The 13,079-nt window shown below is 43.4% G+C and carries 10 protein-coding genes; 5 read left to right on the top strand and 5 right to left on the bottom strand.

Features of this window, described 5'->3' with window-relative positions; translation table 11 throughout:
- The first annotated feature begins 200 nt into the window (after positions 1-200).
- A complete protein-coding gene (locus AB6D06_RS11645; RefSeq protein ID WP_017069918.1) occupies positions 201-2,882 on the top strand; it encodes a bifunctional acetate--CoA ligase family protein/GNAT family N-acetyltransferase in 2,682 nt (893 codons plus the stop codon).
- Here AB6D06_RS11645 and AB6D06_RS11640 read toward each other — a convergent pair.
- On the bottom strand, positions 2,874-3,761 hold the full coding sequence (locus tag AB6D06_RS11640) for a LysR family transcriptional regulator (protein ID WP_372110260.1): 888 nt from the start codon (positions 3,759-3,761) through the stop codon (positions 2,874-2,876). The genes AB6D06_RS11645 and AB6D06_RS11640 overlap by 9 nt on opposite strands.
- A 224-nt stretch (positions 3,762-3,985) precedes the next feature.
- Between AB6D06_RS11640 and AB6D06_RS11635 the strand changes: the two genes are divergently transcribed.
- Complete coding sequence (locus tag AB6D06_RS11635) at positions 3,986-6,118, top strand: TonB-dependent hemoglobin/transferrin/lactoferrin family receptor (RefSeq protein ID WP_017060089.1); 2,133 nt, start codon at positions 3,986-3,988, stop codon at positions 6,116-6,118.
- A 358-nt stretch (positions 6,119-6,476) separates the two neighbouring features.
- Here AB6D06_RS11635 and galE read toward each other — a convergent pair whose 3' ends face one another.
- The 4 genes from galE to AB6D06_RS11615 all read right to left on the bottom strand — a co-directional run bounded on the left by galE (position 6,477) and on the right by AB6D06_RS11615 (position 10,289).
- A complete protein-coding gene (gene galE, locus AB6D06_RS11630; RefSeq protein WP_017060088.1) occupies positions 6,477-7,490 on the bottom strand; it encodes a UDP-glucose 4-epimerase GalE in 1,014 nt (337 codons plus the stop codon).
- Between the two features lie 82 nt (positions 7,491-7,572).
- On the bottom strand, positions 7,573-9,549 hold the full coding sequence (locus tag AB6D06_RS11625) for a diguanylate cyclase domain-containing protein (protein WP_372110258.1): 1,977 nt from the start codon (positions 9,547-9,549) through the stop codon (positions 7,573-7,575).
- On the bottom strand, positions 9,549-10,085 hold the full coding sequence (locus AB6D06_RS11620; RefSeq protein WP_017060086.1) for a YfiR family protein: 537 nt from the start codon (positions 10,083-10,085) through the stop codon (positions 9,549-9,551). The genes AB6D06_RS11625 and AB6D06_RS11620 overlap by 1 nt, the downstream gene beginning before the upstream one ends.
- 9 nt (positions 10,086-10,094) lie before the next feature.
- Positions 10,095-10,289 (bottom strand): hypothetical protein, encoded by a 195-nt coding sequence (locus AB6D06_RS11615; protein ID WP_372110320.1) that lies wholly within the window; start codon positions 10,287-10,289, stop codon positions 10,095-10,097.
- 170 nt (positions 10,290-10,459) lie between these two features.
- On the opposite strand from AB6D06_RS11615, the gene AB6D06_RS11610 reads away from it, so the two are divergent.
- From AB6D06_RS11610 to AB6D06_RS11600, 3 genes are all read left to right on the top strand, one after another.
- Complete coding sequence (locus AB6D06_RS11610) at positions 10,460-11,203, top strand: 5-oxoprolinase subunit PxpA (RefSeq protein ID WP_017060084.1); 744 nt, start codon at positions 10,460-10,462, stop codon at positions 11,201-11,203.
- Between the two features lie 134 nt (positions 11,204-11,337).
- Complete coding sequence (locus AB6D06_RS11605) at positions 11,338-12,090, top strand: allophanate hydrolase subunit 1 (RefSeq protein WP_372110256.1); 753 nt, start codon at positions 11,338-11,340, stop codon at positions 12,088-12,090.
- Positions 12,083-13,033, top strand: coding sequence for a biotin-dependent carboxyltransferase family protein (locus AB6D06_RS11600; RefSeq protein ID WP_171732626.1), 951 nt, complete (start codon positions 12,083-12,085; stop codon positions 13,031-13,033). Before AB6D06_RS11605 ends, AB6D06_RS11600 begins: the two co-directional genes overlap by 8 nt.
- The last annotated feature ends 46 nt before the right edge of the window (positions 13,034-13,079 follow it).

Genomic DNA, 13,079 nt, shown 5'->3' with positions numbered 1-13,079 from the left:
TTAATAATAATTACTATAAATCATGCCGATACGTCGGTTTAGAATCAAGTTAACTTTGGGATTATACACCATTAGTGGGTGACCTATTTCACAAACTTTATGCAGTGTTTGCTTATTCATCTGAATTCGGTGAATTTGCCATCAACCTGTGAGTGCAAAGTAAGTTACGATGAACTTACGTGCATTGCTAGGATATGTCTATGAATCATCTTGATCCCCTACTTAAACCCCGTTCAATCGCTGTTGTTGGTGCTTCTCAACGAGAAACACGCGCAGGATATATTGTTATGAACAATTTGTTGCATGGGGATTTTAAAGGTGCGGTGATGCCGGTTACGCCGAAATATGATTCAGTGGCCGGTGTGCTTTCTTACAAGAACATTTTGTCGTTACCGATTGTTCCTGACCTCGCAATCTTGTGTACCAATGCGACCCGTAATGTCGCTATTTTTGAAGAACTGGCTGAGAAAGGTATAGCCTCTGTCATTGTGCTTTCTTCAGACATGCAGCAAGAAAGCGATAATGGTGAGACGTATGATGAACGATGCCTAGCGATTGCCAAAAAGCACAACATTCGAGTGTTGGGTTCCAATAGTTTGGGGGTGATTGTTCCTTGGTTAAATTTGAACGCCTCATTCTCTCCAGTGACAGCATTACCCGGTAAGATCGCCTTTGTTTCTCAGTCGGCAGCTGTGTGTACCACTATTCTCGATTGGGCTAATGACAAAGAGATCGGTTTTTCGGCGTTTATCTCTATAGGCAATGGTAGCGATATCGAATTCTCGGAGTTATTGGATTATCTCAGTACCGACTCTCACACCGAAGCGATATTGCTTTATGTAGACAGCATTACTGATGCGAGGCGCTTTATTTCTGCAGCGCGTGCGGCTTCGCGTAACCGACGAATTTTGGTGTTGAAAGGCGGTCGAACGGCGAAAGGCAGAGCCGCAGCAATGGCTCACACTGGCGGTGCCGACACATTAGATATTATTTATGATTCCGCAATCCGACGCAGCGGCATGCTACGAGTTAAGAACTTACATGAACTGTTTGCTGCGGTAGAAACACTGACTCATTCAGTACCATTGCGAGGCGAGCGCTTGGCTATTGTTACTAATGGTGGCGGCCCTGCGATTATGGCTGTGGACACCCTATTTGACCGCGGTGGTAAGCTCGCAGAGTTTTCAGAAGAGACACTTGATAAGTTGAACAAGGTTTTGCCATCGAGTTGGTCTCATAGCAATCCTATCGATATTGTCGGCGACGCTGGTGATCAACGTTATATCGACACTATAAACATCTTACTCGATGGCGATGAAGCAGACGCGATTCTTATCATGCACAGCCCTTCAGCGGTCGCACATTCCGCTAAAACGGCAGAACGAATTATTGAAGCGATTAAGAAGCACCCTCGCCACAAGCGCTTTAACATCCTGACGAATTGGTCTGGTGAGCTAACAGCAAGGCCCGCACGAAAGCTGTTTACCGAAGCGGGTTTCCCAACTTATCGGACCCCTGAAAGCTCTGTGGTCGCATTCATGCACTTAGTCGAGTACAGACGTAACCAACGTCAGTTAATGGAAACGCCGACCACTGCAGAAAAAGTACACATTGAAGATCTAGCAGATGCGAAAGGTTGGATAGAAAGAAAACTACTGGATAAAGATACAGTTAGCCTAGATACTCACCAAAACAGTCAGTTTTTCAAGAGCTTCAACCTCGATGTGTTACCAACTTGGATCGCTTCTGACCCAAGTGAAGCGGTACACATCGCTGAAACGATCGGTTATCCCGTCGCAGTAAAATTACGTTCGCCGGATATTGCACATAAGTCAGACGTACAAGGCGTGATGCTCAATTTGCGAAACAGCAGTGAAGTTGCCAATGCGGCTCAGGCAATTCTCGATCGTTCTCAATTATCCTTCCCTACAGCAAACATCCACGGCTTGTTAATTCAAGGTATGGCTAAGCTCGCGGGCGGCCAAGAGTTGCGTATTAAGGTTACAACAGACGAAACCTTCGGCCCAATCATATTACTTGGACAAGGTGGTTCGGAGTGGGATGAGTCGATTGATGCCGCAGCTGCTTTTCCACCGCTCAACATGACACTGGCGCGTTACTTGATTATTCGAGCGATAAAAAGCGGCAAGATTCGTCTACAAAAACTCCCTAACCCCATCGATATAGAAGGTTTGTCTGAGTTATTGGTACGTATATCGCAAATGGTAGTGGATTGCCCTGAAATACATGATTTGGATATCCATCCAGTACTGGCCAATGGTGACAAGTTCACGATATTAGATGCCGATATCATCTTGAAAGCGTACGAAGGCGATCCACAGGAACGTCTTGCGATTCGCCCTTATCCGGTCGAGCTTGAAGAACGTATCCAGCTAAAAGATGGAACCGAAGTGTTGTTACGTCCTATTCTTCCCGAAGATGAACCGCTTCATGCTGACTTCATTAACCGTGTGTCTAAGGAAGATCTCTATAAGCGTTTCTTTAGTGATGTCGGTGAATTCAATCATGAGGCGTTGGCGAATTTCACTCAGATTGATTTCGATAGAGAAATCGCCTTTGTGGTCGTTCGCGAGGAACAAGGCGTTCCAGCGATCATCGGCGTGTCCCGTGCGCTGATTAACCCTGAGAACACAGACGCCGAATTCGCAATATTGATTCGTTCTGACCTTAAAGGTGTTGGTCTAGGTCGCATTCTTATGACCAAGGTTATCGATTACTGCCGTGCGAAGCAGACCAAGCAGATGTCGGGTATGACGATGCCAACTAATAGAGGGATGCTGACACTAGCTCAAAAGCTCGGTTTTAAGCTAGATATCAGTTTTGAAGATGGTACTGCAGATATGGTGTTACCGTTACTTTAACGCCCATGTCTTTTTAAGATGTTGGATACACCAAGACTTGGCGTCGCCCATTTTGTTGCGTCGCCAAGCCATAACAATATCGATCGGTTGTGGTTCTGTACCGGAGATCTGCTGTAGTACGCCAGATTCAATCAAAGGTTTAGCGACACTATTCGGTAAGGTGCCAATCCCTAGTCCTGATGTCAAAGCCTCTACTTTCGCAGGAAAGCTTGTCACGGTTAAACGTGGCTGTTTCTCTAGAATATTGATGCTTAGTGCTGGCTGATCGCGTGCGGTGTCTGCAATGACAATAACCCTGTAACTTTCTCTCGCCTTCTGATCGAATTCACCAGAACGCTTGTGAACATAGTGGCTTGATGCCGCGACCCACACCATCTCCATTTTACCAATTACGTCACTTTTCATATCGTTTGGAATTGTATCGAGCTTAGGGCATATCAATAAGTCAGCACGACCATCTGTGAGAGATTCCCAACAACCCGCTAAGATTTCCTCTTGCAAACGAACGCGTGTTTTACTGATTTTTCCTAGTTCATCTACCAGTGGGAAAAAGTTAGCAATCGGGATAATGCCATCAAAGGCGATGGTCAAATCGAGCTCCCAACCATTGGCTAGAATGCTTGCCTCGTTAACAAGACGTTCTGTAGCTCCAAGAATGATTCTACCTTGCTCAAGTATCAACTGACCCGCTTCCGTGAAATTTGCACGGTGGCCTGAGCGGTCAAAAATCATGATGTCTAGATCTTGTTCAAGCTTCTGTATTTGATAGCTGAGTGATGAAGGCGCTCTGTCCATTTCATTGGCCGCGGCGGCGAAACTTCCACGTCGGTCGATGGCGTCTAGGATGTGTAACGCTTCAAGTGTTATTGGACTATGCATAGCTTTCCTACTTTATAAATGAGACTTGAATCACAAAAACAGAAGCATTCAGGCTGTGAATGGAACTGTAAAAGTCTTTTTAATACAGATATTTAAGAGTATTAATTATGAGTTAGTTGATAAAATTGAAAATTATTTAAATGCAAATAATAGTAATTATCATTTAGATCCAATATTATATTTCGCAAATCAAGATAATACTATGGAACTAAGGTAACTATCAGATGTATAAGCAATCCCTGCTCTCTGCTTCAATCGTTTTAGCGCTTTCATCAACATCAGCCTTTGCTGAAGATTATGCCCTATTTGACGAGGTTGTTGTATCTTCGACTCGTACTAATCAACAACTTGAAGATGTTGCTGCGTCGGTAACTGTGATTAACGATAAAGATATCGAAAAAAACATGGTTACGGATGTAGAAGACTTATTTAAGTACACACCAGGTGTCACGGTGACTACGAATTCTCGCCAAGGGATTCAAGGTATTAACATTCGTGGTATGGAAGGTAACCGAGTAAAGGTTATCGTTGATGGAGTATCACAAACTAGCCAATTTACTCCAAGTGGTACTCAGTCATATAACTTCATTAACTCTTCACGCATTGATGTCGATACGGATATGTTGAAGTCTGTCGAGATTGTTAAAGGTGCGGCTTCTTCTCTGTATGGTTCTGACGCGATTGGTGGTATTGCTGCGTTCGAAACAAAAGACCCGAGTGACTTTTTAAAAGACAAAGACTTCGGTGGCCACGCGAAGTTCAACTACTCTTCATCTGATAATACCTTTAGCGAATCGGTTGCTTTAGCAAATCGTATTGGCGACCTAGAAACGTTAGTTGCTTATACTCGCAGAGACGGTGAGCAAACTGATAACTTTGGTACACCTGATGAGCAAGATACTCAGAACAACAACTTGTTGGTTAAGCTTCAGTACCAATTAAACGAACAACACCGTTTAGAGTTTTCTGGTAACTTCATTGAGAATTCTGGTGATACCGATTTAAATAGTGCAAGTTACACCGACTACACTGGCGAAGACACAACTAGCCAACAGCAAATCGGTATCAAACATATTTGGGATGCAGACCTAGCGTTTGCAGATACTATTACTTGGCAAGCTGACTGGCTGAGCAAAGAAGAGAATGGCGTAACTAATCGTACTTCTAATGGCGGTATGTTCCTACCTCCGGCAGGTAATGTTCAGAAAAAGGACTATATCTACGAGGATGAAGGTTATCAATTTGATGTGCAATTCGATAAGTTCTTCATGACGGGTAATGTAGAAAACTACTTTATCTATGGCGCTTCATATTCGGACAAAGACATTAAAAACGTTAATAACGAATATAACTCCATCAGCGCAGACCAAGTTATTTTCTACATCCCTGCCGCATCTGAAAGAAAATATGGATTCTTTGCTCAAAATGAAATGACGATCGGAAATTGGATGATTACTCCGGGTGTTCGTTTTGATGGTTTTGAAACTGATCCAGGTGATACAAGTCAAAACCCAAGTGGTAACCCAGAAGAGTCTTATGCAAAATATTCAGACTCAGCTGTTACCGGACGTTTGGGTACAACTTACACGCTTAATGATGAAAATAAGATCTTCGGTCAAATCAGCCAAGGCTTTAGAGCTCCTGATTTCCAAGAGCTTTACTACTCATTTGGTAATCCTGCTCACGGTTATTTGAATGCCCCTAACCCTGACTTAGAAGCTGAAGAAAGTATTTCATACGAGTTAGGTTGGCGTCATAACACAAATTATTCATCAAGCGAAATCGCTATCTTCTACAGCGATTATGATAACTTTATTGATAACGTAGCAGTTAGTGGCTCAGCCACTCCGGCCGATCCAACAATATATCAGAATGTAAACATTGATGAAGCCGTAATTAAAGGTATCGAAGCGTCAAATACACAGTCTTGGAATAGCTTCATGCCAGTGAAAGGTGTTAGTACTCGTGTTTCTGCAACGTATACTGAAGGTGAAGATGGCGAAGGTAATCCTCTTAACAGTGTAAACCCTTGGAACGCTGTCGTTGGTTTTAACTATGATGCTCCTTCAGCACTATGGGGTACATCACTTAACATAAGCTACACAGCAGGTAAGAAGTCTAGTGATATCAACAGCGATGGTTTGAATGATGAAATTCTACCAATTGATTCAGCAACTGTAGTTGACCTAACAGCATACTACTTGCCGATGAAGGATCTTACGCTTAGAGCAGGTCTCTTCAACGTTACGGATGAAGAGTACTACTCGTGGAATGACGTTCGTGGATTCTCACAAGAAGATAAAGATTACACGCAAGCAGGTCGTAACTGGTCAATTACAGCTAAATACGAATTCTAACTCGTTAGAAAACTTAACGACAGAATCTGATACAGCAGAAACTAAAAAGCCAGCTTAATTGCTGGCTTTTAATTTATTTCACTAAAAAATTGTATAAAAAAGGTAATAAGTGAAATTACTTCTCTGCCATCTCTTTTTTAACCATTACTGCAGCAGCAACGATGAAAGTGATGATTAGGCCTAGTTCCATGATTAACTCCAAAGAAAATTAACATTAAACATATAATTCGCGAGCATAATAACACAGCGGATACAGAATGATACTTTTTAACCACTAATTTACTTTTTATTCGATTAAGATCAAAAAAGATGCCCGAAAGCATCTTTTAATTTTTGAATCATTCACGAAACCACTAGGTTAACCAGGGAATCCATTCGGGTTTGTTGACTGCCAGCGCCATGTATCTTCGGTCATTTCAGCCAATGTGCGGCTTGCATTCCAGCCCAGTTCTTTCTGAGCTTTAGCTGGATCTGCCCAACACTCTGCGATGTCACCAGGACGGCGTTCAACTAGCTTGTAAGGGATCTCTTTACCGCTTGCTTGTTCGAATGCTTTAACCATGTCTAACACACTTGAACCGTTACCCGTACCAAGGTTGTAGATATGAAGACCGTCTTTGCACCCTACTTTCTCAAGCGCTGCGATGTGGCCATCAGACAGATCCATTACGTGGATGTAATCGCGAACGCCAGTCCCGTCTTTTGTTGGATAATCGCTACCAAATACAGATAGGAATTCACGGCGGCCCACTGCTACTTGAGAGACAAATGGCATTAGGTTATTTGGGATACCTTGCGGGTCTTCACCTAGCTCACCACTTGGATGTGAACCTACAGGGTTAAAGTAACGCAGCAGTGTAATGCTCCAATCTGGATTAGCTTTTTGGAAATCGGTTAAGCACTCTTCAACCATTAGCTTACTACGACCGTAAGGATTGGTTGCGCTTGTTGGAAAATCTTCTGTGATAGGCACACTCGCAGGATCGCCGTAGACCGTTGCTGAAGAGCTGAATACTAAGGTTTTCACACCAGCGTCACGCATTGCATCAACAAGAACTAAAGTGCCGTTTACGTTGTTGTCGTAGTATTCAAGAGGCTTTTCCACAGACTCTCCGACGGCTTTCAGACCAGCAAAATGGATAACCGCTTCGATGTTGTGTTGCTTCATAGTTTCAGTCAAAAGCGCTTTATCACGAACGTCACCTTCAATGAAGTTGGGACGAACGCCCGAGACTTTTTCGATGCGCTCTAGAACGCTTGGTTTGCTGTTGTACAAGCTATCAAAAAGTACAGGTGTCATACCTGCGTTGATCATCTGGATACTTGTATGGCTACCAATGTAACCCATGCCACCTGTAACTAAAACATTCATGCTTAGCAGACCTTTTAATTAAAAATATTCAACCTATCACTTATGATACAACAACTTAGGGTGAGCTCACAAACACCGGTGCCTATTTACCCTCACGAGCGAACACAAACTGACCTTTTCCTTTGCGTTTCGCTTGGTACATAGCCTCATCAGCAACCTTTAGAATCACGTCAATATCACGCTCTGAGCCATCAACTAAATTGATACCTAAGCTCGCCCCAACATGAAGTGAACGCTGTTTATAATTCACTTCTTGCCCGATCAGATCCAACAATCGCTCGGCTAACTTCGCTAATAAGACTTTGTTTGTCTGTTTAATAATAAGAACAAATTCATCACCCGACAAACGTGCAACCAAATCCCCCGCTCTTACCTGAGATAATAACCGGTTTGACACTTCTTTAAGGATTTCGTCACCCGCATCGTGACCATAGTTGTCATTCACTTCTTTGAAGCCATCCAAATCCAAGTAAATAACCGCAAAATGCTGATTTGAATAGTGGCTCGACGTGACAACATCATCCATAACCTTATACAGCTGCGCTCTATTCGCTAACCCGGTTAATGCATCGTGATGAGCCAAGTGTTCGAGTCTTTCCATCTCTTTAACGTTGGATAAATCAGACAGCGTTAATACCATATCAAACTCGTCTTTCTCGTTGTCTGAGGCAATTCGATTCACTTTGACAAACATTGGAACTAACGTGCCGGACGCGCTTTTCTCCCACACTTCGCCTTGCCATTGACCATAGTTGTCTAACGAACTGCGAATTGTCGGCATCAATGATGAAAATTGCTGCCACGAAAATACTTCAAATGGTGTTTTGCCCACCAGCAGATCAGAGTGATAACCGAGAAGTTGTGTGATCGCCGGGTTAACCATGGTTATCACATTGGATGAGTTGAGCACGATCAAGCCGTCTTTACTGTTTTCGAAAACACCCGCAGCAATACGTTGGCGACTCATGGCCGTTTCTATGTCGGTGACATCTTGGATTGCATAAAGAATACGACCATGTTTTGTCAAAGAACGACTGCTCACACGAAGCCAGCGTTTTGATTGAAAGAGATCGGTGGTTTCCAGCAATTCGTCATTAAGTTCAATATTGGCATCAATAACATCTTGTAAGTAACCCGTTTGCTTGGTCGCGATCAACTCTTGGATCAACAAATTCTCAAGAAAGGCTTCCGAGCATTTAAAAATATCCCGAGTAGCTGCGTTCGCATGAAGAATGAGCCCTTTTTCATCCACCACCAACAAAGAGTGCTGAACGGTTTCAATGACCTCATTTGCGAATGATTTTTCTTCTTGTAACTTGTCTAACGTAAAATTGATTTGGTTATCGCGATGTTGAAGCCTTTCTAACATGGTATTGAAAGCTCGAACCAGATCGCCGATTTCATCGCGGTTCGTTACGACTAATTTAGGCTGCTTCGAACGACGCTCAACAAAGGCTTGCATCGCCTCATTGAGGTCAAACATCGGTTCGATAATCAAGCGTTGCACCAATTTGACCACTACTCCGCCTAACATCACCAGAAACAACAGGTAGACGACCGCAACCTTGAAAATATTCGTTAAGATCGAATTAAACGTCTCTTTCGATATTGTTACTCTCAAGTTCGCGATCACTGCGCCATCCAGTGTCACTGGAACGAGCAAGAAGATGAAATGCTCAGAGATGGCAAATTGATGATCGGCGATATCGTCTAATTCTTCTGCGTTTGGCCTTGGAACCAGAGTGTTGCTCACCTGATAGCTGGCAAAAAGCTGTTCTTTGATGTCATAGAGCTTCACTCTAACAATATCTTTATCTGCGACGAAAGCTGACAATATTTCCTGAGCCGATGACTTGTCTTCAAATAAAATCGCGGCTTGCAAGTTATAAGCAACACCTTGTGCTAGCACTTTAACACGCTGAATAAGACTCTCTTTCTCTCTCTCAAACGTGACAGTGTAATTTACCGATTGGATCGTTACAAAAGTGACTGCGATGAAGATGATAATGGGTAATATCAGCTTGTTTTTAATCGATATGTTATTAATGAAAGACAACATTATTGGCCCTCCACTATAGCGATTCGTAACAGGTTCGAGCCAATGACGTAGTCACCGCGCCTTGCGTTCTCTAGATTGATCTTAGGTTTGAGCTTATTATCGATGTGCGTGAGTTCAATGATTCCACCTAAGTCCGTAAAGTTAGGGATATCACTGATTGTCACAGTATGTGGCGAGTGCTCTTGACTAAGAAATTGGTCATTTTTACGGTCAGACAAATACGTAATATCACACTTAGAAGTAATCGACTGTTGAACTCGGATAGCGAGCGAACGAATAGATTTCCCCTCGGTAATTGACGTTAGCACTTGGCTTACCTTTTCATCGCCAATCACACAAAAGTTCACAGCGTTCATTGAGCTTTCATCATTCCAACGTATAAAATTCGCAATTCTAAAAAGGTACACCGCTTTCACTTCATAAGGTTTGAAGCTAGCAGCTGAGGTGTTCAACGGCACAATAAGCATCGTTAAAGCCGCTAAGCCTAGTTTAGATAAGCCGAGCTTAATGCGGTGCTTAAGCCATTTAGAATTCATGAGAGATCCTCACAATACGGACTCTTGGTTGACACAAATCTCGGTAAGTTTTTGTGTCACTTTCGAAGCCGTTTCCATTTCGACATCTAACATAGACAACTCTTCAAGGCTCATCGACATCAGCTGGTCTAGAGAGTTTTCTTGAGCAGAGACAAAAACAGGTATCGTTAATGCTAGTCCTAAGCAAACCTGGCGGGATATCATGTGCTCACCTAATATACAGATAGATATTAATCCTTTAATCAATAGTTCAACTATATATGAAATGCCATACTGGCAAATCTACGGTGTCGAAAGTTTGAGTTAGGTCACTGTTTATTTATGGTATTTATAAGACCGTCATTACTTACCTCAACGTAAAGGATTAGCACCACGTGACAACGAAGATTTTGCTTAATTGCGACATGGGAGAAAGTTTCGGCAATTGGAAGATGGGCGATGACGAGTCGGTCATGGAATGGGTCGATATGGCAAACATCGCTTGTGGCTTCCACGCGTCTGATCCGCACGTTATGTCCAAGACGATAAAACTGGCGCAGCACTATCACACCCAAATTGGTGCTCATCCCGGTTATCAAGATCTCGTTGGTTTTGGTCGCCGTTCTATTCCACACACCATGGACGAAATCAGTGAGCTGGTTTGTTATCAAGTCGGTGCATTACAAGCCCTTTGCCGCTATCACCATACCACTGTTGGCTATGTGAAACCTCATGGCGCTCTTTATAACGATATGATGGCAAACATTGATGTGTTCAATGCGGTAGCCCAAGCCGTCGCTGAGTTTAACATCCCGTTGATGATTCTCTCTTCATCAGACAATCAACAGTATTTGGATATTGCTGACGACCATGACTTGCCTCTCTTGTTTGAAGCGTTTGCCGACCGTGCTTATTTAAATAACGGACAATTAGCGCCACGTACTCAAAAAGGCTCGGTTTACGTCAATCAAGACGATATCTATAACCAAGTTATGCAAATCATTAACTATGGCTCGGTTACGACTTTAGAGGGCGAAAGACTGCCTATTGAAGCTGATACTATCTGTGTTCATGGTGATAACCCTCAATCCATCGCATTAATTAGAAAAATCAGACAAGACCTCAACGCTTTTAATTAGTATGAAGCGTGTGATTGGTATGACGCATGGTCTAATCGCTCGTGAGATCTAATTGATTTGTATTGGCTTGGACACGGAAGTGAGACACGCCAAGTAAGCTAAAAAAGGCAAGATAACAAACGTATGGAAACGAAATGACGACGAATCAGATTGAATTCAATATAGCGCCAGTCGCGGAATGCAGCGTTTTGGTGACCTTGACGCTATCGCCTTCAAATAATCAATCTAGCGCCGAATATGCGCAATACATAGCTCACTTTTCCGATGCCATTCGCCAAAACTTAGCATCGGTGTTGATGAATGTGACACAGGCTTACCAAACAATATTGGTCGATTACCTCCCTTATCGAATATCAGAACAGCAGCTCATTGAACAGCTCAATAATTTGTTGAGTCATGCTCTGTCGTCCTTTTCTAGTGTTAGTAAAACTCGCGATACGATTGAGCTTCCTGCCTATTACTCACCAGAAACGGCGCTCGATTTAGACCGATATCAAAACAAAGGCCTGTCGCTCGACCAGATAATTCAACATCACACCTCACAGACATACAGCGTCAGTGCGATTGGGTTTACGCCTGGCTTTGCCTTTATGTCGGATGTGGTTAATGAGCTTGCCTTGCCCCGTCACTCCACACCCCGCTTAATTGTGCCCAAAGGCAGTATCGCCATCGCGGATACGAAAACAGCTGTGTACCCTTCGGATTCACCGGGCGGTTGGAATATTATTGGCAATTGCCCACTTCCGTTGTTCGATCATAGCCAGTTGAAGAACGCCGATATCACGCAAAGACCACTGTCTCTGCTTAATGTTGGTGATACCGTCCGTTTCATAGCGATTTCAAAAAAAGAATTTGTAGAGTTGGGTGGAGGCATCGTAAATGGCTAAGACAAAAACTAAACCAACACTGACAGTGATTAAGCCCGGCCCGTTGAGTTTGATTCAAGACTTTGGGCGATTTGGTGTTGCTCATCTTGGATTAACGCAAGGTGGACCGGTTGATGACTACTCTTATAGCTGGGCTAACCATCTATTGGGCAACCCAGTCAACCAAGCGGCGTTGGAAATCACGCTTGGGCAATGTGCGTTGAGAATCGATTTTGATTGCGAGATGGCACTATGCGGGGGTGATTTACAAGCGAAACTCGATGGTAAACCACAGGCTAACTGGAGCACTTTTCAAGCTTTTAAGGGGCAAGTTCTCTCATTTGGTTTGCCTAAAAATGGTCTAAGGGCGTATTTAGCCATTAAGGGCGGTTTCGATGTTCCATCAACTCTTGATAGCTGCTCTACAGTCACTCGTGAAAAGATTGGTGGATTAACGCAAGATGGCGAACCATGCCAGCAAGGGCAACAAATCGCTTTTACCCAACACCAACTCTCTCATCCATTTAAAGCGTTGAGTGTTACCTTCCGATACACGCCTGATTACAATCTACCCGTGAACCTACGAGTGATTGAAGGCTATCAAAGCGAGCTATTCTCCGAGTCAGCAAGAGAGATTTTGTATAACGCGCAGTATCACGTTGACCAAAACTCTAATCGGATGGGTTATCGACTCAGTGGCGAGCCCGTAGACTCGCCTGACATTTCGCTATTGTCAGAAGGCATTGCCCTAGGTGCGATTCAAATTCCACAAGATGGACAGCCTATCGTGCTGCTTAATGATAGACAGACCATAGGTGGTTATCCGAAGATAGGATGTGTCGCCAGAATCGATTTACCACGCTTGGCGCAAGCAAAACCTGGACATGCGATATCGTTCAGCAAGGGCGATCGCTTGGGCTTACAAGATGTTTGGTGCCAATGGGCTCAGTTTTTCGGCTATTAGTTTTTGCGATGTGTTATGTGCTAAATGCTATGTAGCTGAGAATAAT

This window comes from Vibrio sp. 10N.239.311.G01, from assembly GCF_041465805.1.
GTDB classification, from domain to species: domain Bacteria; phylum Pseudomonadota; class Gammaproteobacteria; order Enterobacterales; family Vibrionaceae; genus Vibrio; species Vibrio crassostreae_C.
The sequence above is the reverse complement of the archived record's forward strand: the minus strand, read 5'-3'. Positions and strand labels throughout refer to the sequence as shown.

Coding starts and splice junctions, on each gene's coding strand:
- AB6D06_RS11645 (WP_017069918.1), top strand. CDS start 201: ATGAATCATCTTGATCCCCTACTTAAACCCCGTTCAATCGCTGTTGTT.
- AB6D06_RS11640 (WP_372110260.1), bottom strand. CDS start 3,761: ATGCATAGTCCAATAACACTTGAAGCGTTACACATCCTAGACGCCATC.
- AB6D06_RS11635 (WP_017060089.1), top strand. CDS start 3,986: ATGTATAAGCAATCCCTGCTCTCTGCTTCAATCGTTTTAGCGCTTTCA.
- galE (WP_017060088.1), bottom strand. CDS start 7,490: ATGAATGTTTTAGTTACAGGTGGCATGGGTTACATTGGTAGCCATACA.
- AB6D06_RS11625 (WP_372110258.1), bottom strand. CDS start 9,549: ATGTTGTCTTTCATTAATAACATATCGATTAAAAACAAGCTGATATTA.
- AB6D06_RS11620 (WP_017060086.1), bottom strand. CDS start 10,085: ATGAATTCTAAATGGCTTAAGCACCGCATTAAGCTCGGCTTATCTAAA.
- AB6D06_RS11615 (WP_372110320.1), bottom strand. CDS start 10,289: ATGATATCCCGCCAGGTTTGCTTAGGACTAGCATTAACGATACCTGTT.
- AB6D06_RS11605 (WP_372110256.1), top strand. CDS start 11,338: ATGACGACGAATCAGATTGAATTCAATATAGCGCCAGTCGCGGAATGC.
- AB6D06_RS11600 (WP_171732626.1), top strand. CDS start 12,083: ATGGCTAAGACAAAAACTAAACCAACACTGACAGTGATTAAGCCCGGC.